This is a genomic window from Pseudomonas laurentiana, assembly GCF_014648275.1.
GTDB classification, from domain to species: domain Bacteria; phylum Pseudomonadota; class Gammaproteobacteria; order Pseudomonadales; family Pseudomonadaceae; genus Aquipseudomonas; species Aquipseudomonas laurentiana.
Window position 1 is genome coordinate 305,349 of record NZ_BMQU01000003.1, and the last position, 24,915, is coordinate 330,263.

The 24,915-nt window shown below is 57.5% G+C and carries 18 protein-coding genes; 8 read left to right on the forward strand and 10 right to left on the reverse strand.

The window, feature by feature from the left end:
* Positions 1-6: 6 nt before the first annotated feature.
* From IE038_RS05195 to IE038_RS05230, 8 genes are all read right to left on the reverse strand, one after another.
* A complete protein-coding gene (locus IE038_RS05195) occupies positions 7-645 on the reverse strand; it encodes an START domain-containing protein (protein WP_163932398.1) in 639 nt (212 codons plus the stop codon).
* Between the two features lie 102 nt (positions 646-747).
* Positions 748-1,653, reverse strand: a complete 906-nt coding sequence (locus tag IE038_RS05200; RefSeq protein ID WP_189395259.1) for an amino acid ABC transporter substrate-binding protein — start codon at positions 1,651-1,653, stop codon at positions 748-750.
* A 47-nt stretch (positions 1,654-1,700) separates the two neighbouring features.
* Positions 1,701-3,041, reverse strand: a complete 1,341-nt coding sequence (potE, locus tag IE038_RS05205) for a putrescine-ornithine antiporter (protein ID WP_163932383.1) — start codon at positions 3,039-3,041, stop codon at positions 1,701-1,703.
* 78 nt (positions 3,042-3,119) lie between these two features.
* The gene (locus tag IE038_RS05210) at positions 3,120-5,420 is read right to left on the reverse strand and encodes an Orn/Lys/Arg family decarboxylase (RefSeq protein WP_189395260.1); all 2,301 of its coding nucleotides are present in this window, start codon (positions 5,418-5,420) and stop codon (positions 3,120-3,122) included.
* Between the two features lie 36 nt (positions 5,421-5,456).
* The gene (gene speF, locus IE038_RS05215; protein WP_163932380.1) at positions 5,457-7,637 is read right to left on the reverse strand and encodes an ornithine decarboxylase SpeF; all 2,181 of its coding nucleotides are present in this window, start codon (positions 7,635-7,637) and stop codon (positions 5,457-5,459) included.
* Positions 7,638-7,925: 288 nt separating this feature from the next.
* Positions 7,926-8,162 (reverse strand): thioredoxin family protein, encoded by a 237-nt coding sequence (locus IE038_RS05220; RefSeq protein WP_163931092.1) that lies wholly within the window; start codon positions 8,160-8,162, stop codon positions 7,926-7,928.
* 19 nt (positions 8,163-8,181) lie between these two features.
* Complete coding sequence (locus IE038_RS05225) at positions 8,182-9,219, reverse strand: permease (RefSeq protein WP_189395261.1); 1,038 nt, start codon at positions 9,217-9,219, stop codon at positions 8,182-8,184.
* A gap of 27 nt (positions 9,220-9,246) precedes the next feature.
* Positions 9,247-10,326: an ArsO family NAD(P)H-dependent flavin-containing monooxygenase gene (locus tag IE038_RS05230; protein WP_163931096.1), complete on the reverse strand. Its 1,080-nt coding sequence runs from the start codon at positions 10,324-10,326 to the stop codon at positions 9,247-9,249.
* A gap of 417 nt (positions 10,327-10,743) precedes the next feature.
* Between IE038_RS05230 and IE038_RS05235 the strand changes: the two genes are divergently transcribed.
* The 5 genes from IE038_RS05235 to IE038_RS05255 all read left to right on the forward strand — a co-directional run bounded on the left by IE038_RS05235 (position 10,744) and on the right by IE038_RS05255 (position 17,337).
* Entirely contained in the window at positions 10,744-11,100 is a 357-nt protein-coding gene (locus IE038_RS05235) for a metalloregulator ArsR/SmtB family transcription factor (protein ID WP_163931098.1), read from the forward strand.
* A 73-nt stretch (positions 11,101-11,173) separates the two neighbouring features.
* Positions 11,174-11,890: an arsenical resistance protein ArsH gene (arsH, locus tag IE038_RS05240; RefSeq protein WP_163931113.1), complete on the forward strand. Its 717-nt coding sequence runs from the start codon at positions 11,174-11,176 to the stop codon at positions 11,888-11,890.
* Positions 11,891-12,001: 111 nt separating this feature from the next.
* Entirely contained in the window at positions 12,002-13,006 is a 1,005-nt protein-coding gene (locus IE038_RS05245) for an ArsJ-associated glyceraldehyde-3-phosphate dehydrogenase (RefSeq protein WP_163931116.1), read from the forward strand.
* Between the two features lie 12 nt (positions 13,007-13,018).
* On the forward strand, positions 13,019-14,239 hold the full coding sequence (gene arsJ / locus IE038_RS05250; protein ID WP_189395262.1) for an organoarsenical effux MFS transporter ArsJ: 1,221 nt from the start codon (positions 13,019-13,021) through the stop codon (positions 14,237-14,239).
* Positions 14,240-14,505: 266 nt separating this feature from the next.
* Complete coding sequence (locus IE038_RS05255) at positions 14,506-17,337, forward strand: amino acid adenylation domain-containing protein (RefSeq protein WP_189395263.1); 2,832 nt, start codon at positions 14,506-14,508, stop codon at positions 17,335-17,337.
* 88 nt (positions 17,338-17,425) lie between these two features.
* Here the strand turns inward: IE038_RS05255 and IE038_RS05260 are convergent, their stop codons facing one another.
* Entirely contained in the window at positions 17,426-18,100 is a 675-nt protein-coding gene (locus IE038_RS05260; RefSeq protein ID WP_163931119.1) for a phytanoyl-CoA dioxygenase family protein, read from the reverse strand.
* Positions 18,101-18,119: 19 nt separating this feature from the next.
* A complete protein-coding gene (locus tag IE038_RS05265) occupies positions 18,120-19,535 on the reverse strand; it encodes an esterase (RefSeq protein ID WP_163931122.1) in 1,416 nt (471 codons plus the stop codon).
* 220 nt (positions 19,536-19,755) lie between these two features.
* Between IE038_RS05265 and IE038_RS05270 the strand changes: the two genes are divergently transcribed.
* From IE038_RS05270 to IE038_RS05280, 3 genes are all read left to right on the forward strand, one after another.
* Positions 19,756-22,299, forward strand: coding sequence for a patatin-like phospholipase family protein (locus IE038_RS05270; protein ID WP_163931125.1), 2,544 nt, complete (start codon positions 19,756-19,758; stop codon positions 22,297-22,299).
* Positions 22,300-22,414: 115 nt separating this feature from the next.
* Positions 22,415-22,927, forward strand: coding sequence for a GNAT family N-acetyltransferase (locus tag IE038_RS05275; protein WP_163931127.1), 513 nt, complete (start codon positions 22,415-22,417; stop codon positions 22,925-22,927).
* A 251-nt stretch (positions 22,928-23,178) separates the two neighbouring features.
* Positions 23,179-24,912: an ABC transporter permease gene (locus IE038_RS05280; protein WP_163931130.1), complete on the forward strand. Its 1,734-nt coding sequence runs from the start codon at positions 23,179-23,181 to the stop codon at positions 24,910-24,912.
* Positions 24,913-24,915: the final 3 nt, after the last annotated feature.

Genomic DNA, 24,915 nt, shown 5'->3' on the forward strand with positions numbered 1-24,915 from the left:
TCATGCTCAGTCGTGTGCTTCGCCGCTGTCGGTCGAGGCCGGGCGGATGCCTTGCCTTTCGGCGACGGCGCGCAGGGTTTTCAGGGTAATCATCGGTGCGTCGATGACAAACTGATTAGCCAGCCATGAGGGAATATCCCCCGCAGGGTCAGCTTGCAGTTGATAGGTGACTTCCGTTTCGTTGTCGCGCTTGGGTACCATCTTCCAGATGCCACTCAGCTGGCGTACGCGGGTTTGGCCCGGTACACCAGGCACCATGCCGGGCACGGCGCTGAGGTGGCGTATGACGGCACCGTCGTCGGTACGCTCGGTGTGTACCTTGAGCACGATATCGCGGGGGTTGGCGGGCCAGGGCAGGGCGGTAGTGATGTAGACCCAGGTGTTATCGCCTTCGACTTTCAACAGGCGCATGTCTGCGCAGGCGTACAGCCATTTGCAGGCGACCCGCAGGTTTTCCTGCAGGTCGGTGAGGGTGGCAACGCTGGCCTTGATCAACGCGATGCCACGAAAGCGCTGGTAGTGGGTGCCCGGTACGTTGCTCAGGTAGACCTGAATGTTGTCCTCGTTCGCGGCCAACTGCCAGTCCTCGGCGCTGGCCAGGGTTGGGCCGCACAGGCTCAAGGTCAGCAGCAGGCGTGTAGTCATCGCTGGCAGCATGTTCATGGTCTGACCTCCGAGGGCTCGTGAGCACGCGCTGAGTCATCAGCGCATGGCGGCAGGCATGTTGAGCCACCCTGGCCTTCGGATTCAGGGTTGTGCATACACCTTGAACAGTTTCTTGGCCGTCTTGCCTGCACCTCCCAGGTACTTGTCGTAGGCCTGTTCGATCTCGCCAGAACGGTACATCTCACTTAGTGTCGTATCGACCAGCAAGCGGAAGTTTTCATCACTGCGCTCCACCATCAGTGAAACCGGCGCGTATTCAAAGATACGGTCGAGTATCTTCAGCTTTCCGCTCGGGTAGTCCACCGCGACATGGGTTTTCAGCGACATGCGTTCAGAGAAGAACGCATCGGCCTTGCCATCGGCGACCAGTTTTATGCCTTCGTCGTTGTCCTTGACCGTAATCAGGGTGGCGACTACGCCGAGCAAGCGCATTTGCTCGCGGATCCACGACTCGGAGACGCCGCCACCGGTGGTCACAAAGGTCTGGTTGGCAAGACCATGGTTGACGGTTGCACGCCAGGTCGGCCCGCTGTGGGCCACCTTGCCATTGAGCACATTGAGCAACGCCTCGGAAGCATCATCACGCACCACGACGGAGAGCCCGGCGGTGTATACCGGTATCGAGTAACTCACGGTTTTACGCCGCTCCAGTGTCGCCGGTGTTGGCGTACAGAGGATATCGATCTTTCCCGAGGCGACAGCACTGGTCGCCTCGGTGATGTTGACGGGCTGGTAGTGCAGTTGCAATGAGGCCAGCCCCAGTTCGGCCTTGATCCTGTCGGCGATTTTCACGCACAGGTCGATGGAATAGCCGCTGACTTTGTCGCCCTCCATGCTACTGAACGGTGCGAAGTCTGGCAGGTAGCCCAGGTTCAGGGTGTTGTTGGCGCGAACGCGTTCAAGGGTATTTGCGCCAGCCACTACCGGCAGCAGCGCAAGCAGGCAGGTCATCAGCAGGCTTGCGGGTTTGGTTAACTGTACGTTCATATCCTGTTCCCCGTATTCAGATGTCTTTGCAGTCCTGAAAGCAACGCCTAAGGATTGCCGGCCCTGGCCTGGGCGGTTTGAGGCTCATTGACAAAACGTTTGGCGAGGAAGCCATAAAGCAGATAACCGAACGCAAGCACCAGTGTGCCACCGAACACGGCATCTTTGCCGCAGGCATAGAGGGCATATAGCGAATAGGCGACGGCAATCAACAACACGAGCGTATTACGCGAGTTGATCGCGGACGAGGCCTTGGCCTTGTACATCATTACCAGCAGCCCGGTGAGCGCTGTCACGTAGGGAATCAGGTTGGTCACCGCCGCCAGGTTGACCAGTTTGCTGAACTGGGCGCTGGCATTGGGCGAGATGGTCGATAGCGCCATGAGTGTCTGCAATACGCCGCAGACGATCATGCCGACGATGGGGGCATTCAGCGCGCTGACCTTGCTGAACAGTTTTGGGAACATGCCCTGATCGGCGGTCATCTTGGCCGTTTGCGCCAGGGTGAACTGCCACCCCAGCAGTGAACCAACGCACGCCATCACGGCCAGGGCCATGATGATGTTGCCGACCGTTGGGTTGAAAATGTGTGCATAGACGAGTGCGAAGGGGGCTGACGCATTGGCCAGCTCGGCGTTGGGGATGATGCCCTGGATGACGGTGGTCGACAGCACGTACACCACGGCGGCGCCCAGTGTTCCGAACAGGCAGGCCAGGGGTACCGTGCGTTTGGGGTCCTCCACTGCATCCGAGGCCTGTGCTGCCGACTCCATGCCCAGAAATGCCCACAGGGTCAAGGGAATGGCCTTGCTGACCGCTTCGGAGATCGGCAGGCTGTTCGGGTTCCAGGCCGCAGCCAGTACGTCGGGCTTGAACCAGAACCAGCCAATGAGGCTCAACCCGGCCACCGGGATGATCACGCCCCAGACCGTAATCGCGCCAATCTTGCCGGTGATGCTCGGGCCGCCAAAGTTGGCCAGTGTGGTCAGCCACAGCAGGCCAACCGTACCGATGAACAGCGGAATGGCGCCGCTGCCCAGCCACGGCACGAATGACGTCATGTAACCCACAGCTGAAATGGCGACGGCGACGTTGGCGATGGCCAGCGAGAGAAAGTACAGGTACGAACAGAGAAAGAACCCGGACTTTGCGTGCGCTTCTTCGGTATAGGCCGACAATCCGCCCGATCGTGCGCAAAAAATACCGCATTGGGAAAAACAGTAGGCGATGGCCATGGAGCCGATGGCCGTCACCACCCACGACAACAACGAGACCGCTCCGAGTTGGGCCATGCTTGTGGGCAGCATGATGATGCCGGAGCCCATCATGTTGACCGTCACTAGCGTGGTCAGCCCCACGAGGCTCATTTTCTTGCTTGAATCAGCCATCTGAAAACTCCTTGCGCTCTCAAAGCACTGACCCTGAGTCCGGCGGCTTACTGCGTGCCGCAGGGGAGGGGTTAAACACTATTGTTTGACCACATACACCCTGTAGATTGGCCGCCCCTGGTCGTCACGCTCAATCTCGATGCCATGGTTGTCGTGTTCGAAACCCGGAAAGTGGCCGTCGAACAACTCCATGGCCAGCAAGTAATCGACGATGGCCTTTTTGTCGGCACCGGCTTTCTCCCCCGGCATCATCAGCGGTATGCCTGGTGGGTAGGGAACGATCTGCACGGCGACCGTTCGATCGAGCATGTCGCGTACGGCAATCTGCTCTATTTCGCCGCGTACCAGCCTGGCGTAAGTGGCGCGCGGGGAGGTCACCGGGTCTGGCAGCAGGGTATAGGCGGCATCCATGTTGTGGAGCATCTTCGAGGCGAGCATGTCCTGGTGCATCTGCTCGGCCAGGTCCTTCAGGCCCATGTCGCAGTAACGATCACCATGACTGGCGACCAGGTCGGGCAACACCTGTTCCAGTGGCGAGTTGTTGTCATAGTGCTTCTTGAATTCCATCAGTCCTGCGACCAATGTGCCCCATTTGCCTTTGGTCACGCCGATGCTGAACAACAGCAGTATCGAGTAGGGTTCGGTCTTTTCCACCACCGTTCCACGACTGGCCAGGAAGGTCGAGACCAAAGGGGCCGGGATGCCGCTCGGCTCCATTGCACCTTCAAGCGTCTGGCCGGGGGTCAGGACTGTGACTTTGATCGGGTCAAGCATGCAGTAGTCGTCACCCAGGTCGCCGAACCCGTGCCAACTGGCCGTTGGCTTGAGCACCCAGGACTCACCACGGTGCAGCGTGTGCGGGTCGAGTTCGGCGAAGGGCACACCGTTGACTTCATCCGGTTGCCAGACGCCAAACCACCAGTCGTTGGGGTCACGCTCATGCACTTCGTTGTTCAGGCGGACCATGGCCTGGCGAAAGGCGATGGCTTCGCTGATCGACTCGTCGGTGAGGTACTCGCCGGCATCGTCCATCATCTTCGACGAGACATCGATAGACGCGATGATGCTGTACTGCGGAGACGTCGAGGTGTGCATCATGAACGCTTCGTTGAACAGTGCCGGCTTGACCGGCACCTTGCCCGAGCGGATGTGGATCATGGAGGCTTGTGACAACGCCGCCAGCAGTTTGTGGGTCGAGTGGGTAACGGTCACCGTCGCATCATCGGGGTGACGCTCGCCGCGGTGCATGCCATAGCGTCCTTCGTACAGCGTATTGAAGCGCGCATAGGCGAACCAGGCTTCATCGTAGTGGATACGGTCGACGCTCTGGCTCAGTTCTCGGGTGGTGACCTGAACGTTGTAGCACAGGCCATCGTAGGTCGAGTTGGTCAGTACGGCCAGTACCGGGCGTGCCTGCTTATGGATCGCCAAGGGGCTGTCGGCACGCTTCTGTGCCACCGCTGCCGGTGTCAATTCGCTGCGCGGCACTGGGCCGATCAGGCCCCGCGCATTACGGCGTGGGCGCAAATAGAGCGGTACCGCACCGGACATGTTCAACGCATAGTTCAACGATTTATGGCAATTGCGGTCAACCAGCACGGCATCGCCGTCGGTCACGGCCGAGTGCAGGACAATCTGGTTGCTCGCTGAGCTGCCACCCATCGAAAAGAAGGTGTAATCGGCGCCGAACACGCGTGCGGCATACCTTTCCGCTTCATCCACCGGGCCTGAATGGTCGTTCAGCGAGCCCAGTTCGCCCACTGAAACACTGAGGTCCGAACGCAACATTTGCTCGCCGTAGAAGTCGAGAAAGCTACGTCCGACGGCGGTTTTCATGAAGGCCGTGCCGCCCGTATGGCCCGGGGTGTGCCAGGAGTATTCATGGGTGCCGGCGAAGTTGACCAAGGCACCAAAGAAGGGTGGCAGGATGCTGTCGAGATAGCGACGGGCAGCTGTTTCGATGCGCCCGGCGATGAACTGGGGACTGTCTTCGGGTTGCCAGATAACGCCGTCGATGTTCTCGACGAATGCCAGCGGAACCTTGCTCTGGTTCGCCTGGCTCATGCCCAGCATGATGGGCAGTTGTCCTGTGCGCCGGCGTATCAAGCGAATGAGTTGCAGCGCCTGTTCGGGAGCGGCCTCGCACAGCCCCCAACCAATAATGGCGCAGCTGTAGGCTGAGTTGGCACTGATGGCAATCTCTGCTTCATCCAGCGACCCTACCAGTTCAACCTCCAGTTCATGCTCATGCAGCGCTTCTGCGATGGCGTGGGCACTGCGCACAATGATGCTGTCGTCGTGCGCCTTGGCGTCGATCACGATCAGGACCGGAAAACGTTGCACCATGTCGGCGGGTAAACGCGTTTGCGATCGACTCATAGGGCGGCTCCCGGAGGGTGTGTAGTGGGGGTTGCATCAAGTCTTGAGCACGTAGCCATAAGCGCGGGTGCGTCCACCTTCCTGTTTCAAGTAGACGCCCTGCAGTTCAGGGGTGAAGCCGGGCAATTGATTGATGCCTTCCTCCAGGACCAGGAAATACTTCAAGACCGCTCCGCCCCATACTTCGCCGGGTACAACACAGAGCACGCCTGGTGGGTAGGGCAAGGCGCCTTCGGCAGCGATGCGGCCATCGGCGTCTGCCAGTGCGACCAACTCGACATTGCCGCGCATGTATTGAATCTGGGCGTCCTGAGGGTTCAGTGCCTTTTTCGGAAAATGCGCCTTGCGGAACATGTCTTTCTGCAATTGTTGAACGTTATGCCGACGGTAAAGGTCGTGCATCTCCTGACAGAGCTGGCGGATCGTGTAGCCGTTATAGCGCGCCTGATACTGCTCATAGAGGGTCGGCAGCACCCGGCTCATGGGCGCGTTATCGTTGATGAAGCGCTCGAAGCGTGCAATTTGTGCAGCCAGATGACTCATCTTTGCCCAATCTTCGGCGGGGGTCAGCAGGAACAGGATCGAGTTGAGGTCGCACTTCTCCGGAACAATGCCGTTCTCGCGCAGGAAGTTGGCCAGGATGCCGGCATGAATGCCGAAGTCGGCGTAGCTGCCGTCGGCGGAGTTGATACCCGGTGTTGTAAACAGCAGTTTGCAGGGGTCGATGAAATACTGTTTATCGGCATAACCTGGGAAAGCGTGCCAGCGCTCTCCCGGGTGAAACTCGAAGAAGCGAATGTCCTTGGCGATCTCATCGGTTGGGTGGTCTTGCCATGGACGGCCATCAAGGGTGTCAGGCACGAATGGGCGAACGAGTGTGCAGGCTTCCAGAATCAATTTGCGCGCATTGATGCCGAATTTGATGCAGTCGTCCCACAGCCGCAGGCCACTGCGACCGGAATGGATGCGTGCATTGACGTCCAGGGATGCAAACAACGGATAGAACGGGCTGGTGGAGGCCTGGGCCATGAACGAATTGTTCAAGCGGGCATGATTACAGTAGCGTGCCTGTCCTTTGATGTGCCGGTCTTTTTTGTGGATCTGCGAGGCCTGAGAAAATCCGGCTTGCTGCTTGTGTACTGAATGAGTAACGAAAATGCCTGGGTCGTTTTCGTTGAGATCCAGCAGCAGGGGCGAGCAGTCCTTCATCATCGGTATGAACTGTTCGTAACCTACCCACGCGGAGTCGAAGAGGATGTAGTCGCACAGTGTGCCGATACGGTCCACTACCTGGCGGGCGTTATAAATAGTGCCGTCATAGGTGCCCAACTGGATGATCGCCAGACGAAACGGCCGCGCCAGCGTTGCCTTGTCTGGTGCGACTTCGCTGACCAGCTGGCGCAGGTAGCTTTCGTCGAAACAGTGAGCATCGATACCGCCGATGAAGCCATAGGGATTACGCGCGGTCTCCAGGTACACCGGAACGCCGCCCGACTGGAGTAAGGCGCCCTGATGGTTGGACTTATGGTTGTTGCGGTCGAACAAGACCAGATCACCTGGTGTGATCAGCGCGTTGGTGACCACCTTGTTGGAGGCTGAAGTGCCATTGAGCACGAAGTAGGTCTTGTCGGCGTTGAATACCTGCGCGGCATGTTTTTGTGCAAGCAGCGCCGGGCCTTCATGGATCAGCAGGTCGCCCAGCTTGACATCAGCATTGCACCTGTCGGCACGAAACAGTGTTTCGCCGAAGAAGTCGAAGAATTGTCGGCCAGCCGGATGTTTACGAAAGAACTGGCCCCCCTGGTGCCCTGGGCAGGCAAATGTTGAACTGGCCGCCTCCGTGTAGTGTTCAAGTGCGTCGAAAAACGGCGGCAGCAGGGTCTCCTCGTAGTGTCTGGCGGCGGTCTCCAGTTGGTGGCCGTAATAGTCGGCATTACTGCTGGAAGGGTCGAACACGCCATTGACCTGCAGCAGTACGTCTTGCACACGCTTGTAGTTTTCAAGGGCACGTTTGCCCTCTTGTGCCACAACCAGGAAAATCGGGATATCGAAGCCGTTACGCTTGATAGCCTCAAGGGCACCTGCCAACACATCGTCCAGCGAAAATACCGCCACGGCGACGTCGGTGTAATCGGTCTGGTCGAGGGAAACCACTTCTCGGTTGGTATGGAAACAGGCACGAACCGGATGATTGGCGGCGACTTTCAAGGCATTCATCAATGAGCCTCTCAGTGTTGTGTGTACCACCTGTTTCAATGGAACAGCATCAATGGGGGAGGGTTGACGATTCCTGCCCCACGCCATCGGTTTTATTGGGTATAGATCAGTTTTTTGAACTGGCAATACGTTATCGACGCAATCTCGGATGAAGTGGCAGTCGCTCGGCATCAACAGGGTTGCACGTTCTGAGCACTTGCCAGGCCGGTATGCGAGCTATAGGCAATACCCCGGCATTGACGTCTGAGATGATTGTCGTGCACCACAGTGCAACCCTGGCTGCGTATCTCAAGCGCTGAGCCATTGCTCGACCTTGTCACGGGACGGGATGCCGCCTGAATGAACAACCTTTCCATCAATCACGACGCTGGGCGTGGACATTACCCCGTAGCTGACGATCTGTTGCATGTCTTCGATTTTTTCCAGCTTTACGGGGACGCCTTTCGCACTCGCCACCTGTTCGATGATGGCCACTGTCGATTTACATTTTGCACAACCGGTGCCCAGAACTTTGATGTCTTTCATAGAAACCTCGGTAGGTGGATTACAACGCGAAGTTGAATATGTAACCAACGATGAGAATGCCGACCGCGACGACCCCGATGAAGGTGGCTATCAGGCGAACTTTCAGCACCTTGCGCAAGATCACCATCTCTGGAAGGGATAGGGCAATGACACTCATCATGAAAGCCAGCACGGTGCCCAGCGCCGCGCCCTTTGCGAGCAGTGCCTGCACAATGGGAATGATGCCTGCCGCATTGGTATACATGGGGATGCCGATAAGCACCGCGAGCGGAACCGACCACCACGCTTCTTTGCCCATAAAACTGGCCATGAAATCCTCAGGTACATACCCGTGAATGCCAGCGCCAATGGCAATGCCGGCAAGGATGTACGGCCATACTCTCCCGACGATTTCGCGTACGCTGCTAAAACCGGTACGTATCCGCTCATACAGCGGCATACTCGTGTCACCGGCGGTTGCCTGGATTTTGGGCATGTCACGAACCCAGTCCTCCAGGTAGGCCTCCATTTTCAGGCGACCAATGACCCAACCTGCGACAATTGCAATAAACAAACCCAGGCCCAGGTACAGCAGTGCAACCTTCCAGCCGAACAGGCCAAGCAGCAGTGTAAGCGCTACCTCATTCACCATAGGCGCGGAAATGAGGAAAGATAACGTCACCCCTAGTGGCACTCCCGCTTGTACAAAGCCTATGAACAGAGGAACGGCTGAGCAGGAACAAAATGGGGTAAACACACCGAGAGACGCCGCCATGACATTGGCCATCCCCTCGCTTCGTCCCGCCAAGATTGCGCGGGTGCGCTCAGGTGTGAAGTGGGAGTTGATCATGCCCATCAAGAACACGATGCCGGTCAGTAACATCAGCACTTTGGGTGTGTCGTAGAAGAAAAACTGTAAGGCGCCTCCAAGGTGGCTATTCCGATCAACGGGAAGCGCTGCGACCACAGCCTCTGAAACGGGAGCCAGGGCTTTATACAGCGCGAGCCAGACGAGTGCGGCTACCGTTAAAAAGAGGCGTGGATTGCGCTCAGGCCAACGCACAACCATTTCGTTCATGTCCGCAACTCCTATGGTGTTGAGGCGCTAGACCACGGATGCATCACCGAGGAAGGCCAAGATCTCATTGACTGTGCTGCGTGCGGTGCGTGCTACGCCGATCAACGTGGCAGAAGCCGAACCTGTCCACTCGCCATAACCGACCAGCCATAGCCGTGGCTCTTGGGTCGAGTGAGTGCCTTCAACCTCAACGCGGCCTTCCGTGTTGATCACCCCAAGCGTATCCAGGTGCTGAAGGGCGGGCCTGAATCCGGTACACCAGATCACCACATCCACGGCAGATTCAGTTCCATCGGCCCACATCACACCGTTGCGAGTGAAATGTTCGAAAGGGCGTACAGACGTGAGCACTTTACGCTCACGGGCTTCAACAACGGGTGGCACCATCACAATGTCTCCCAAACCGCCGACGGGCTGGTCGATGAGACGTCCCTCTTGTTGAGCCTTCAAACGCTCAGTGGCGCGCTCGAAAAGCACCCGGCCATCGACGTCGTCAGGCAAAAACACTGGCTCAGCAGGGGTTACCCACGTGGTCTCGGCGACCTTGGAGACTTCTGCCAGAATCTGCGCCCCGGAATTCCCGCCACCCACCACCAGCACCTTCTTGCCCGTAAATACGTGCGCTTCAACATAGTGCGCAGAGTGCAGCTGCCTACCAGCGAACCGATCGGCATCGGGGTAGTGAGGTATGTAGGGGTTGCTCCAGGTACCTGTCGCGCTGATTACAACTTTGGCATCCCAATGCCTGGCGTCAGAATGCACGCGCAAGCCTGACGCTGTGCGCTCCACAGACGTGACCCGTACTGGGCGTTCGACGGGAAACTGGTAACGCTGCTCGTACTGGCTGAGGTATTCGATCACATGATTTCGTGTGGGATAGCCATCGTGCGCAGGTGGCATCATCCAGCCAGGGATTGAACTCCACGTGGACGGTGAGAACAGGCGCAGTGAGTTCCAGCCGTGTCGCCAGGCGCCTCCCGGTGCTTCCTCTGCATCGAGGACGACGAACGAAAGCTGGGTGCGGCGCAGGAAATACGCGACAGCCAAGGCTGATTGGCCCCCACCGATAATGACGATGTCTAGTTGATTGCCAAGCGGGTGAGCCATGGGAGGGGGCCTCATATCAATGCGGGGCGGTGCCTAGTGTAGCGACTCTGTTTGGGCGTCAACTGATCTAGCTCACAAAGCCACTGCACTGGCTGGTTAAATACGAAAATACGGATATAGGATTAAGCCGATGTCAGGTAAAAATGCGCTATCAGATGGCTGTGCTCTGCATTTCTATAGCGTTTCGTGAAAGATACGGGCTTCTTGAGTCTGCATCTATCCACGGCACGCGGGCGCCTCTTTACTATATATCTGGAAAAACATATATTTGAGGAGCCATATGAGTTCCGGAGCTTGGCAATGACTCACGCTGCCCGGTAACGATTAACAGGCCTGATTCATACCGCCACACGCTTCACGAGCGCCATGAACGTACCAAGATGTTCATGCAGGTTAAGACCCAACGTTGAGACCCCTATGGCTGACCACCTGACGCCAACCACCGTATTTAAATGCCTGGCCGATGAAACGCGCGTTCGCCTGATGTTGCTCGTTACCCGCGAGGAAGAACTATGCGTTTGCGAACTCACCTGTGCACTCGATGAGAGCCAGCCCAAGGTTTCCCGGCATCTGGCACAGCTGCGCAATTGCGGGTTGCTGGAGGATCGTCGGCAAGGTCAGTGGGTTTATTACCGTCTGCATCCCAACCTCCCGGATTGGGTGGTCGACGTACTGAAAACCACCCTTGAAGCAAACCAGCACTGGCTCCGTCCCGACGCCAAGCGCCTCGACGTGATGGGGGACCGTCCGCAGCGCTTGTCTGCTTGCTGCTGAGTTGATGCATGCCCGAGCTGTGCTCGGCGTTTATGAGATAGCCCGCAGGGCGCACGTGCTTAGGAATCAATCCATGACTGAAGACCATCTCCCTAATCTCTATACTGAACTGGTCGAACTGCCAACTCCCGATAAGTTCGGCAGTACGCTATCGGTCACGCACAAGCCACGCATCCTGCTGCTATACGGCTCGACCCGCGAGCGCTCGTTTAGCCGCTTGCTGACCGAGGAAGCGGCTCGTCTGCTGGAGCATTTCGGTGCCGAAACTCGGATATTCAATCCATCCGGTCTGCCTCTACCTGACGATGCCCCGGACCACCATCCCAAGGTGCAGGAACTCCGGGAACTGATGCAGTGGTCGGAAGGGCAGGTCTGGTGCTCACCTGAGCGTCACGGTGCGATGACTGCTGTGTTCAAGGCTCAGATTGACTGGGTACCGTTGGCCATGGGAGCCATGCGTCCGACCCAGGGCAAGACCTTGGCAGTGATGCAAGTCTGTGGAGGGTCTCAGTCTTTCAATGTGGTAAACCAACTGCGCGTGCTCGGACGTTGGATGCGCATGTTCACCATCCCGAACCAGTCATCGGTACCTAAGGCTTACCTGGAATTCGACGAAGAGGGCCGTATGAAACCGTCGACGTTCTATGATCGCGTCGTCGACGTGATGGAAGAACTGGTGAAATTCACCCTGCTGTTGCGTGAGCGCTCTGACTATTTGGTCGACCGCTATTCCGAGCGAAAGGAGTCGGCAGAAGAACTCTCGAGGCGGGTCAATCAACGCGCCATTTGAAGAGCGCGTCATCGTTTCACACTACCCGTACGTCATTATCAACGACATCGGCCAGTTCGACATTGCCACGTCGTGACTGCTTGCAGGCCACTGTTTCAAGGGAACAAACACATGCGTATAAAAGTAGGTATCAACGGTTTCGGTCGTATCGGTCGTCTCGCCCTGCGCGCTGCCTGGGGCTGGCCGGAGTTTGAGTTCGTACAGATCAACGACCCGGCAGGCGATGCAGCAACGCATGCTCACCTGATCAACTTCGACTCGGTGCATGGCCGTTGGCACCACGAAGCCGGGGCTGAAGGCGATCAGGTCGTGATCGATGGCAAGCGCATCAAGGTCACGGCCAACAAGGCGATTGCCGATACCGACTGGTCGGGCTGCGATCTGGTGATTGAGGCCAGTGGCAAGATGAAAACCGTTGCGGTACTTCAGGCCTATCTGGATCAGGGTGTGAAGCGTGTGGTGGTGTGCGCGCCGGTCAAGGAAAAAGGTGCACTGAACGTTGTCATGGGGGTTAACCAGCATCTGTTCGACCCGTTACAGCACCGTATCGTGACTGCCGCTTCCTGCACGACCAACTGCCTGGCCCCCGTGGTCAAGGTGATCCATGAGAGCCTGGGTATCCGCCATGGCTCGATCACCACCATTCACGACCTGACCAATACCCAGAGCATCCTCGATCAACCGCACAAGGATTTGCGCCGTGCCCGTGCCTCGGGCATGAGCTTGATCCCGACCACTACAGGGTCGGCTACCGCAATCGCCGAGATTTTCCCTGAGTTGCGCGGCAAGCTGAACGGCCATGCCGTGCGCGTGCCGCTGGCTAACGCTTCACTCACAGACTGCGTGTTCGAAGTCGAGCGTGCTACTTCGGTGGATGAGGTCAATGCGCTGCTCAAGGCTGCGGCAGAAGGCCCACTGAACAATATCCTCGGTTACGAGGAGCGCCCGCTGGTTTCCATCGACTACCGGACCGACCCGCGCTCTTCGATCATTGATGCGCTGTCGACCCTGGTGGTCAATGACACCCAGGTGAAGATCTACGCCTGGTACGACAACGAATGGGGGTACGCCAACCGTGCTGTCGAGCTGGCCAGGCTGGTCGGTTTGGCGGGCTAAAGGGGAGTGACCATGCACGTGCTGTCAGCCCTATCCCCGCAAGTGCGTCAGTACCTGCTGGTCACCGGTAACTACTGGGCGTTTACGCTCACCGATGGCGCGTTGCGCATGTTGGTGGTGCTGCATTTCCATACGTTGGGCTATACACCGCTGCAGATCGCCGCGCTGTTCCTGTTCTATGAGATCTTCGGTGTGATCACCAATCTGGTGGGCGGCTATCTCGGCGCTCGCCTGGGGCTGAACCGCACCATGAACATCGGGTTGGGCCTACAGGTTGCCGCCCTATTGATGTTGACCGTCCCCGCCGCCTGGCTGACGCTTCCCTGGGTGATGGGGGCACAGGCGATGTCGGGTATCGCCAAAGACCTCAACAAGATGAGTGCCAAGAGTTCCATCAAGCTGCTGGTGCCCGGCAACCAGCAAGGCAAGCTCTATCAGTGGGTAGCGGTCCTTACCGGCTCAAAGAACGCGCTGAAAGGGGTTGGTTTTTTCATTGGTGGTGCGTTGCTGGCTTTGCTCGGTTTCACCAGCGCAGTACTGGCGATGGCTGCAGCACTGGCACTGATCTGGATCGCCAGCCTATTCCTGTTGAGTCACGACTTGGGCAAGGCCAACGCCAAACCCAGGTTCCGCGATATCCTGTCGAAAAGCCGGGCCATCAACATGTTGTCGGCGGCACGGCTATTCCTCTTCGGTGCCCGTGATGTGTGGTTCGTGGTGGCCTTGCCGGTCTACCTGAGCACGGTTTTCGCCTGGGATTTCTGGCAGGTTGGCAGTTTTCTCGCTGTCTGGGTCATTGGCTACGGCGTGGTGCAGTCGTTCGCTCCCTACATCACCGGAAAAAAACGTGGTCATGTTCCGGATGGTCGAGCTGCTTTTGTTTGGGCTTCGCTACTGGCAGGCCTGCCGGCGATCATTGCTTTCGGTCTTTCGGCAGGCGGGTCACCGCAGATTGTGCTGTTGGGCGGGCTACTGGTGTTTGGCGCGTTGTTTGCCGTCAACTCGTCGCTGCACAGTTACCTGATCGTGTCCTACGCCAAGGAGGACGGTGTGTCGTTGGACGTGGGCTTCTACTATATGTCCAATGCAATGGGCCGATTACTGGGCACGGTGTTGTCGGGCTGGATTTATCAACGTCATGGGCTGGAGGCGTGTTTGTGGGTATCCACGGCGTTCGTCTTGCTGGCCGCACTGATTTCTACGGCCTTGCCTCGGCACGCTACTGTGGACTAACGCATCGGATAGGCAGCACAGGGCTGTTGACCATCCCCATTTTCAGGCGCCGCCTCGCTGGCGCCGTCCAATACTCTGCACTAACGTTCAATCAATCGGCCTGAACCACTCAACAGGCCGCTCAACGCTGTGTGTTCTCCGCTAGAACGCTCCACGGAACTGTGCTGCATTTCGTGCCTCGGCCACTGATAAGTTCCGCGCTGTTTTCACTCAGGATGTTCGGGGCACGATTATCTTCGTATGGATCAAGCGGAGTGACAAACACTATGCTGGATGCCCGCCCAAACCCGACACTCACATTGGAATACTGTGCCGAACGTCCCATATTCATGGATTTTCTACGGCATGCGGCAAGTTCACCCGACGCAACGGCGGTCATCTCGCAAGACGCGACGTGCAGCTATCGTCAGCTTGAAGCAATAAGTCTGGGCATCGCGTCATTCTTGATTGCCCATGGCGCTGCAGCGTCTGATCGTGTTGTGATTGTCTCGAGTCGCTGTGCAGGGCTCGTATATGCAATGCTTGGTGCAGCGCGTGCCGGGTTGACGTTCACGGTTGCCGATATCGCTTACCCGCCCGCGCGCATAGATCAAATCATTCAAGCGCTCCAGCCTTCCTTCATCCTGCTAGGCGGTGAAGCAACCGTTGATCTCAATCTTGAGCGCATGGGGCCAAGGGCAGAGCATGCTGATCCGCAGGTTGTCAGCATTCCGGAAATGCCCACTGAAGCATTACAGGCGTTCCCCTTTTCCTCGGGTGCGTTGCCCGAAGTCGACCCCCGTCAGCCGGCCTACATCACCTTTACCTCGGGAAGTACGGGTGAACCCAAGGGGATTGTGGCCCAGCATGGGCCGTTGGTTCACTTTGTCGAATGGCATGTCCGGCGTCATTCCTTATCAAAACACGATTGTTTTTCCTTGCTTTCAGGGCTTGGCCATGACCCTGTATACAGGGATATATTTACGCCGCTTTCTATTGGCGCGAAGGTCATTATTCCGGCGTCGTCAACGGTCACAGATCCTTCGGCGTTGGCAACGTGGATACAGACCAATCGAATATCCATCATTCACCTGACGCCACCCTTGGGGCGACTTGTTGAAGCGGGTGCGAACATTAATGGGGTTGAACTCACTGACCTGCGGTATTTTTTCTGGGGGGGCGATGCGTTAAACAGTAGTTTGTACGAACACATACGCCTTATTGCCCCCCATTCGATCAGTGTGAATTTCTACGGCACGACGGAAACCCCGCAGGCGATGGCGTACCATCAAATCGATCCTGAGGCGAGCAATGCCAGAATTCCACTGGGGAAAGGGATTGAAGGGGCACAGTTGCTTGTCGTGGATGAATCGAATCGGTTGGTCAGCGAAGGGGAGGTCGGCGAAATTCTTATACGCAGCCCTTATTTATCGCTCGGTTACTGGAGGGATATAGAAAAAACCAGAGAACGCTTTGTCGTGAATCCATTTACGCATGAAGAGAACGACCTCTGCTATAGAACCGGCGACCTTGGGACATACCTTGCGGATGGTAGTGCGATCTTTCTGGGGCGAGGCGATCATCAGGTAAAGATTCGTGGTCATCGAATTGAACTCGCTGAAATCGAAGGTGCGCTGTCACGGCATGCCTTGATCACGCAGTGTGTTGTCCTGGCGATCAATGACCGTTCAGGTACTAAGCTGGCAGCATGCTGCGTTACAAAAACGCCGGTGTCATCTATTGAGTTACGCGAGCATGTCAGCCGTCAGCTACCCGATTATATGGTGCCGGCACTGTTCGTTTTCCTGGATGATATTCCACTTACGCCAAACGGGAAGATCGACAGGCAGGCGTTGTCTTCGCAGCTAGGGTGCACGGATCCGGTACCCCTGAACGCAAGTCAGAGTTTGTCTCCGCTCGCACTGAAGCTGGCAGATGCCTGGGCGGAAATACTGAAGGTCCCCAGTATCGATGCAAACTTATCGTTCGTGGAACTCGGTGGGGACTCGCTGTCGTTTGTCCAGGCTTCAATGGCCCTTGAGACGCTGCTTGGACAGTTGCCAGCGCGATGGGAGGTCACGCCATTACGTGCGCTTTGTGAACAGGCTGGTGAGGCAAGAATATCAGCGCCATTTCTTCGGGAAATGGAACTTCCCGTACTCTTGCGGGTCGTGGCTATAGTGCTTATTGTTGTCGGGCATTTCAATGTGTTCTCGACGTGGCCCATTGTTGGCGAAACGACGACGCTATTCATCGTGTCGGGCATCAGTTTGGCTAGATTTCAATTCAACGCTATCGCTGAACGCGGTAATGTGCGTCTGCTGGTACGGTCCATTGCCAGTATCGTGGTGCCAACCATTTTATATACGCTCTTGATTCAGCTGCTGTTCGGTAAAGTTCATTGGCAGGCCGTATTACTGATATCGAACTGGTTTCCACCGATGCTCACTGAGGGCTTTGCGTATTGGTACATTGAGGTGCTCGTGCAGATGCTCTTGGCCATTGGGTTTGTGCTGTCGTTTGCACGCGTCAGGGCAATAATAATCGCTGATCCATTCCGCTGTTTGATCGTGGCGTCGTGTGCATTGGCAGTCGCCGGCGTTTTGATAAATGCGTATGTATTTGATGCCAGCGTATTGTACAACCGGGTGCCACAGCACTATCTTGCGGTCATGGTGCTGGGAATGGCCATTCATTATGCCGATACACGTCAGCAGAAGTGGATCGCCAGTGCGGTGACTGTCATGGTGATGGGGTGGCAAGATGTGCTTGCCGTCTTCGACAGTGGATCGCACACCCTCGCAATGCTTGAACATATTGATGTAGGCGTTCCTGCCGTACTCGGCGTGATTTGGGTTCGGTCTATCCCTGTGCCAGACATCATCGCGCGGGCACTTGCATTAATCGCATCGTCAACGCTGTTTATCTATCTGACGCATTTTCAATTTCAGTCCGTGGCCCGTCGCATAGTCGATCAACCGGTGTTCGCGGTAGTCATTGCCATCGTCGGTGGCATCGCGGTTGGCTATGTCTGGAACAAGGGGGCTCGGATGGTGTTGATGCGCTGGAGTGGAGGAGGGAAGAGGAGCCGCGCTGAGAAAATTGAGCGAGTCGCATGACCCGTGATTGTTGCTGCGTCAGCACATTCCTCAGGCAGGCTCGTCTCTTTGGCCGGTTGAGCGTACAGAATGGCCAGCCTGGTCATACTCAACGAAGGCTGAAATCCGAGGGATCGAACCTATCGGTCGTGTCCATCCGAACATTTCGCAGGCTCGCTGTTTCCAGGTGCGATGCGTATAGAGGTTCAGAAAAATAGCTGATCAGGAGGGTGCGGCGGGGTGCGCCGATCGCGTTCAGACTGGCCGCATGCACTAAGTCGACATCAAACACCAAGATGTCACCCGCAGAGCCTGAAAGCTGCACAGACCGGGACTCGTCATTGAAGTCGAATGGCGGTTCTCCTTGCCCAGGGCGATGGCTGCCAGGGACGATACGTGTCGCGCCGTTTTCGGGGCCGTAATCGTCGAAATAAGCTAAAGCGCTCACGATGTCGCCTGGCCGTTGCGCCGACAAGTCGCGGTGCAGCTGCTGATGTCCACCCCCTGCAAGGGGGTCGCGACCCTCCACGTGTGAGAGGAAGAACCGCTCTCCAATCAACTCACCGACTACCGCCAGTACCTCCGGCAGACGACACACCGCTTGAACCTTCGAATCAGTGTCCAGCAGTGAGTGACGCCAGTCCATGCCACGCGGCACTGGCCATTGGTCCGACGGCTTCACGCCCGCATCGAATACGGCACGAAGGTCATCCAGCCACTCAGTCGGGATTGCGCGACGGAGCAGCACATAACCCTCTCGATGGAGCTGTTCGCGGTCAGTCATGGTGTCCTCAATGTCCTGCTCAAATTACCGGGGCACACCCTGGATCGATGTCAGCCGGCGCGGTCTGGCGGTCATTATCCGACAGTGTGGAGAGCAAAATCACCTGTTTGATGAACTCGATGATCTGTGGCTCGTCAATGTCGTTGTGCCCATTGATCAAATCACCGGCAACACTCACGTTCAGATAGGGGTTGCGCTCGCTCAGCTGCTTCCGGCTCAGGGTCAGGCCCGCCACGCAGAGGTCGCGGTCGGGCTTGGCGTTTTTGAGCCACGCCTGCTTCAAGGTAATGCCGGGGGCGCTTGGCGATCGGCTCAGGGTGTGAGTGATGTACGGTTTGTAGTGCCCCACCGCCGTGACATTCTTGGGGTCCCAGCCGTTGCGATCAAAGAGGGTGGATACATACCGACCGGCAGGGAAAAGGTACTTAGTCGCGTCGTCCGACTGTGAGGTGAGGATCAGCTCCACCGGCAGTTGTTGCGCAGGGTAGTAATTGCGCGTTGCGGCCAGGTTGTGAATGACTGAGTAGCGCTGGGCTTCGAACGCTGGATTGATCAGTACGACCAGGTTGCCGAAGCCTTCCACGTCCAGTTGGCAGCCGTAGTCGCCGCCTTTGGTGCGCACGGCGCGGTCTTCCAGGATCTGGCCAACTGCGGACTGCACTACCAAGCCACCGAAGCTGTGGCCAACCACGACCAGTTTGGTCTGGCTAGTGATAGCTTGCCCAGTGGCGGTCAGGCGCTCGCAGCCCGTTGCGGGCACTGACAATGCCTTGAGACCGGCACCCGTGACTGCTGCGTCTCGGGCCTTGCTGTCCTGGGTGCGCTTGATCAACTCTATACGGCTCAACAGCTCCGTGACGCCGCCATGGCCGACTTGTGCCGCGGTGTTCTTGCGATCCCAGAAGGTCAGTTCGTTCAGGCCCTTGAGGGTGATGGAGTCGCCACGCCAACCGACATAGATACCTGCTACCTCGCGTGGTGCGCGGTGGAGCACAGCAGCCTGCTTGCGTTCAGCCTGGGACAGACCCAGGAGTACGTTCTGGAAGGTCTTCACGTTGCCATCGCGGTCATCTTCATGCAATGACGTCGCACCGGGCGTCTGCCCCTTCGCCGAATGGTGCCAGCCATGCACGAATACCACCATCAGCAGATCCTGATGGGCGGCCTGGCGCTGCAGATAATCGAGCACTACCGCCATTTGCTGTTGTGAACCTGACGCAGGCCACAGGTCACCTTGATCGTTGAATTCGACGAAACCCAGCGAGTAATCGAATGTGGCCTGGCCCGCGTCCTTATGACGGTAAAGCATCGAGTCTGTACAGGCGCTGGTGCTGCCTTCGCAGAGCGCCGGCGATGTTCGGTAGGGGCCATATTGCGCACAGCCAGCAATGGAAACAAACACGCTGAACAGCAGGTGGGCGAAGATGCTTTTCATGATCTGCACCTGTGCGGGATGTAGATTGACTGTGGTTTCAAATCACTGTGAAAAGGCATTCAAACGTGGGCTTGTCGTTCTTGCGTAGGTGTAGCAGGCCGGAAGGCGGTGTACCAGCGACGTTAGTGCAGGTCGGCGTCACAACACTGGCGAGGCATGGCGGCAGTGCTTTACTTACCTGAACTCGGCACCCGCGCGTGCTGACGGGAGGCAAGCGGACATGGCACTGGAGACGGAGCAGTACAACGCAGAGCGCGAGCGCATCAACAAGCGTCGTGAGTACCTCGACCTGCAGGAATACCAACAGGAGCAGAACACCGGTCGACCCTGGGGCCTGGCGCTGTCGGGGGGCGGCATCCGCAGTGCCACGTTCTGCCTCGGGGTACTGCAAGCGCTGGCTCGGGCCCGACGCACCGATCGTTCGGAAGACAAGCCACTGCTCGCACGTTTTGATTACCTTTCGACCGTCAGCGGTGGTGGCTACATCGGCTCATTTTTTTCCAGCTTGTTCCTGCCTAACCGGTTGCGAGGCACTGTAGCGGGACAGCCGCCGCAATCACCCTACGATGCCGCCCAGGATGCCTACGCGGTGTTTCGCTACGAGCCGCCGGGTAAGATCAGCACGGCTACCGACTACTCCCGCGCACCCGTCGGCAGTGGCCCCGGCGCCTGGCTCAGGGAGAACGGGCGCTACCTGACGCCCACCGGTGGCGGCGACATGTTTTACGCGCTGGCGATGGCTTGGCGAAACTGGCTTTCACTGCATTTCGTGATCGGCATGCCGATGGTGCTTGCTTTGTCGTTTTTGTTCCTGGTGCAGACCAGCCTTGGCATCAACCTGTTTGTCTGGCCGCTGGTGGCGCTCGTGGTGCTGGCGCTGCCATGCGCCCTGGCCTATTGGCTGATTATTCCGCGGCAGAGCCTGACCGAGGCACCCAGTCTCGCCAACCTGGCGTACCGGGCCACGTTCGGCGTGGCTGCCGCGCTGCTGGTCTTGAGCCTATTGGCCTACGGGCTGGGTTATTCTCCGAGGGTCGCGGTGTTGGCCTTCTGTTTTGCGGTGATTGCCGGGTCAGGGCTGCTTATCACCTCGTTACTGGTGCGAAAGCTCGCGTTGAACGAAGAGGGCAACACGCTACGCAATTACCGTGTACTGATCACCCGCTATCTCAGCAATGCAATCATCGCGGTCGTTACCCTGTTGCTCCTGGCGAGCGTGGCAACCTTGGCGCAAGACATTTATAGCGTTCTGTTCAAGCAGTTCGGTCTGGTCAGCGTTGGCGTGCTGCCGACGCTGATCTGGTTAGTGCGCAAGTTGGCGCTGCTCAAGGATGAGAAAGCATTGCCAGCTTGGTCATTGAAGTTGCCGTTGGAGGTGCTGGCACTGATCGGCGGCACCTTGCTGGGCATGGTGGTGTGTCTGGTTTGGGCTTTGTTCGTGTTGTGGGTCGCAAACGGCGGCCGCGATCAGGTATTGAGTGCCCAAGGCAATCTCAGCTTGTTGATAGTGGGGGCACTGGCCTTGGCGCTGATTGTTGTGGCGGCCAGGTTCGTCGGTTTTCTCAACCTTTCCTCGCTACACACCTTTTACGCCTCGCGTCTGACGCGGGCCTACCTTGGTGCTTCCAACGGCAGGCGCTTCACCGCCACCAGTGGTGCCAGGGAGCGGAGCGTTGCCGAGCCATTGGCTGATGACGACATCTCCCTGGAGACTTACTACGGGACACAGACGGCCGGCCCGCTGCACCTGATCAATGTGACCATGAACCTGACCGTCGACCCTGCGGAACAACTGGTGCAGCGTGACCGCAAGGGTAAACCCCTGTGCCTTGCGCCTCACGGCTGGACAGTTAACGGCGGGAGGCCGACGAACTACATGCTCGATGGCGTGAGTTATCAGCGAGGCCCGAGCCCCAGCCAACCTTCGGAAATCATGCTGCCGCTTAGCCTTGGGCAGTGGATTGGTACCTCCGGCGCCGCCTTCAGCACTGGGCTGGGACGCACCACGAGCTTGGGTATGTCCTTGGCACTAGGCTTGGCCAACGTCCGCCTGGGGGTCTGGTGGTCCAGTCAGTTTCTCTCTGAAGGTGAAACACACTACCGGCACAAGGATCCGCGGTGGGTACGTCGATTCCCCACCCAGTCCTACCTGTTTTACGAGTTAACGGCGCATTTCCACGGGCATCGCCGAGACTTGCATTACCTTTCCGATGGCGGACATTTTGAAAATACCGCCGCCTATGAGCTGGTTCGCCGCGAGCGTGATATCGCGCTGATCGTGGTATGTGACTGCGGCTGCGACCCTTCGTACCAATTTGACGACGTGGCCAACCTGGTTCGGCTGGCGAGGATCGACCAGCAATTGGACATCCGTGAAGACCTCACGGTGCAGCATCACCCAGTGCTCAGTCAGGTGTTCGGCAGTATCAGCCATTTCCAGCAACCACCCGCCAAAGACAGTAAAAAATGCGCGTTGCTACTCGACGTATTTGACACCACCGATGAAACCGAGCCCCCTTTGCCGCAGTGCCGGATCCTGGTGCTCAAACCGCGGCTGATTGCCTCGCTGACGCCGGACGTTTTCAATTATGCCCTGGCCAATGAAGCATTCCCGAACCAGACCACCGCCGATCAGTTCTTCGATGAGGCCCAGTTCGAAAGTTACCGCCAACTGGGCTTGAGCATTGGTCGTATGCTGTTTGGCGAAGAGGGTACTGTCGATCCGGTGAGCAGCGCGTTGTGGCATTACCTGAATCTTCCATGACCCTCAGTAACTGCCCGGATCAGCGGTAGCATTCTCGCGTTTTTTTATAAACAATAGCGCGCGCAAAACGGCCGCTGCCTGCGGCCTTCATTCGTATTTCCTCTCCGAGCTTCCGATGCCTTCGACTACCGACGTCACCCTTGAACTGGTGCAGGCCAGCCCTGATCAAATCGAACTGGTGCGCAACCTGTACCAGTTCTATGCTTACGAGTCCTCGGACTGGGAGCAGGAAGACGTTGAGCTTGACGGTCGCTTCTATATCCACGATGAGCACTTGCTGCGCTACTGGCAAGAGCCTCAGTGGAGCGCCAACCTGTTGCTGGTCGACGGTTTCATTGCCGGTTTTCTGCTGATCGAACGCAGTGACTTACCCGGTATCGATGCTTTGGAACTGGCAGACCTGTTCATTCTGAAAAAGTATCGCCGTCGAGGCATCGGGCGTGCCGTTGCGGCCCAGATGCTGATGAGTGCGGAGCATGCCTGGCTGGTGCGTTTCTACTATCAGGATGAAACCGCAGCGGCATTCTGGCGTTCAGTCCTGGAGCACCTGCCGCGTGCGGTTCAGGCTATCGAGCTGGATGACGACCCCGAACTGTTGAACTTCCTGCTGCCGCGCGTGGTGCACTGAGTGCATGCATGAAAGTGAAGCACTGCTAGCCTTCAATCACGTGATGATTTCTTCATGAAATCGAGATGTTATTTGTTTGATTTCTACCGTGCAGGAATTTAGTTTGCGCACGCACCCGGGGCCTTGCAGCGGCTCCGCCCCGTCCCGTTATCCCGGGCAATTGCAACAGACCAAAATGGCAAGCCAGTCCGTTGGGTAGGCATGTACTTGCGGGTACGGCAACCAGCTCCTGAATGGCCTAGGAGGATGCCATGCTTGAACGTTTCAACCTGCAAAAGCGCGAAGCCTCATTGGTCGGCAAAGCCCCAAATCGCTGGGATTGGGCGCTTTTACCCTTGGTACTTGTCATCCTGGTAGCGCTTGCTTTTGGTGCGATGCAGATGAGTCGGCCATTTGCGGTCGGTGAATCACTGTCGATTTCGCTCGATCCGGCTTATCTACCGTATTACCTGCTGCGTACCATTTTGCGAATGTTCTCGGCGTTGGCGGTCTCGCTCTTGTTCAGCCTGGTTTTTGCGGCGATTGCCGCCAAGTACCGGGCTGCCGAGAAGGCGATGATCCCCCTGCTGGACATTCTGCAATCGGTGCCTATCCTGGGTTTTCAGGCTATTGCCATCGCACCGTTCATTGCTCTATTTCCAGGTAACATCCTGGGCGTTGAATGTGCCGCGATTTTTGCCATTTTTACCTCCCAGGCATGGAACATGGCGTTCAGCCTGTACCAGTCCATACGGACTGTCCCACCTGAATTGAACGAAGCTTCGCGGATCTTCCGGCTGTCCGGCTGGCAACGCTTTTGGCGGCTTGAACTGCCTTTCGCGATACCGGGGTTGTTGTGGAACATGATGATGTCGATGTCAGGTGGCTGGTTCTTCCTGGTGGCCGCCGAGGCCATTTCGGTCGCCGGTCAGGACATCAAGCTGCCAGGTATCGGCTCCTATATTGCGGTGGCCATTGAAGCCAAGGATGGACATGCCATTGCCTGGGCGATTGGCGCCATGCTGGCGGGCATCCTGCTTTACGATCAACTGTTCTTTCGACCCTTGCTTGCCTGGGCTGACAAGTTTCGCTTTGAAGAGTCACAAGGTGAATCCGCGCAACAATCCTGGTTGCTCAATTGGGTGCGAAGAAGCCGCTGGATGCACCGGTTGACCGGACGCTTCTGGGCGTTGATGCGTCGGGCACTTAGCGGGTTCAGCGTGAACAGCAACGGCCGCAGCATGGGGCACCGCTCGGCGGCATCGTTCAAGGCCTGGTCACGGCTCTGGGATATCGTCCTGATGCTCGCCACCCTGGGTGCGGTCTACCGGCTTGTGGTTTTTGTACACAGCGATGTGGGCTGGGGAGAGGCGGGGCATGTGGTTGGCCTGGGCTTTATCACATTGCTACGTGTGCTGCTGTTGATCGGGCTGGCTTCGTTGGTGTGGGTGCCGATTGCAGTCTGGATCGGGCTGCGGCCGCAGTATTCCCAGCGCGTGCAGGCCGTGGCGCAGTTTCTTGCGGCGTTTCCGGTCAACCTGATGTTCCCGTTGGTCGTGTTCGTGCTGGTGACGTTGCAACTGAACCCGAACATCTGGCTCAGCCCGCTGATGGTGTTCGGCACCCAATGGTACATCCTGTTTAATGTCGTCGCCGGTGCGTCGGCCATTCCCCATGAGCTGCGCCTGGCTGCCGATAATCTCGGCTTGAAGGGCTGGCTCAAGTGGAAACGTGTCTACCTTCCAGCGGTATTCCCGAGCTACATCACTGGCGCGATCACCGCCAGTGGTGGCTCATGGAACGCCAGTATCGTGGCCGAGTACGTCACGTGGGGGAAGACCACACTTATGGCCGACGGCCTGGGCAGCTATATCAAGCAGATGACTGAAACGGGGGACTTCCATCGCATCGCATTGGGAATCGGTGTGATGTGCGTATTCGTGATGTTCTTGAACCGGTTCTTCTGGCGCAAGCTGTACCTGCTCGCCGAAAACCATAGTCGCTGAGGG

What these genes read in the sequence shown, in the direction of transcription:
- IE038_RS05200 (WP_189395259.1), bottom strand. Translation starts at nt 1,653, where the DNA reads ATGAACGTACAGTTAACCAAACCCGCAAGCCTGCTGATGACCTGCCTG.
- IE038_RS05195 (WP_163932398.1), bottom strand. Translation starts at nt 645, where the DNA reads ATGACTACACGCCTGCTGCTGACCTTGAGCCTGTGCGGCCCAACCCTG.
- IE038_RS05225 (WP_189395261.1), bottom strand. Translation starts at nt 9,219, where the DNA reads ATGAACGAAATGGTTGTGCGTTGGCCTGAGCGCAATCCACGCCTCTTT.
- IE038_RS05235 (WP_163931098.1), top strand. Translation starts at nt 10,744, where the DNA reads ATGGCTGACCACCTGACGCCAACCACCGTATTTAAATGCCTGGCCGAT.
- IE038_RS05265 (WP_163931122.1), bottom strand. Translation starts at nt 19,535, where the DNA reads ATGAAAAGCATCTTCGCCCACCTGCTGTTCAGCGTGTTTGTTTCCATT.
- speF (WP_163932380.1), bottom strand. Translation starts at nt 7,637, where the DNA reads ATGAATGCCTTGAAAGTCGCCGCCAATCATCCGGTTCGTGCCTGTTTC.
- IE038_RS05210 (WP_189395260.1), bottom strand. Translation starts at nt 5,420, where the DNA reads ATGAGTCGATCGCAAACGCGTTTACCCGCCGACATGGTGCAACGTTTT.
- IE038_RS05230 (WP_163931096.1), bottom strand. Translation starts at nt 10,326, where the DNA reads ATGGCTCACCCGCTTGGCAATCAACTAGACATCGTCATTATCGGTGGG.
- IE038_RS05275 (WP_163931127.1), top strand. Translation starts at nt 22,415, where the DNA reads ATGCCTTCGACTACCGACGTCACCCTTGAACTGGTGCAGGCCAGCCCT.
- potE (WP_163932383.1), bottom strand. Translation starts at nt 3,041, where the DNA reads ATGGCTGATTCAAGCAAGAAAATGAGCCTCGTGGGGCTGACCACGCTA.
- IE038_RS05255 (WP_189395263.1), top strand. Translation starts at nt 14,506, where the DNA reads ATGCTGGATGCCCGCCCAAACCCGACACTCACATTGGAATACTGTGCC.
- IE038_RS05245 (WP_163931116.1), top strand. Translation starts at nt 12,002, where the DNA reads ATGCGTATAAAAGTAGGTATCAACGGTTTCGGTCGTATCGGTCGTCTC.
- IE038_RS05220 (WP_163931092.1), bottom strand. Translation starts at nt 8,162, where the DNA reads ATGAAAGACATCAAAGTTCTGGGCACCGGTTGTGCAAAATGTAAATCG.
- IE038_RS05270 (WP_163931125.1), top strand. Translation starts at nt 19,756, where the DNA reads ATGGCACTGGAGACGGAGCAGTACAACGCAGAGCGCGAGCGCATCAAC.
- arsJ (WP_189395262.1), top strand. Translation starts at nt 13,019, where the DNA reads ATGCACGTGCTGTCAGCCCTATCCCCGCAAGTGCGTCAGTACCTGCTG.
- IE038_RS05280 (WP_163931130.1), top strand. Translation starts at nt 23,179, where the DNA reads ATGCTTGAACGTTTCAACCTGCAAAAGCGCGAAGCCTCATTGGTCGGC.
- IE038_RS05260 (WP_163931119.1), bottom strand. Translation starts at nt 18,100, where the DNA reads ATGACTGACCGCGAACAGCTCCATCGAGAGGGTTATGTGCTGCTCCGT.
- arsH (WP_163931113.1), top strand. Translation starts at nt 11,174, where the DNA reads ATGACTGAAGACCATCTCCCTAATCTCTATACTGAACTGGTCGAACTG.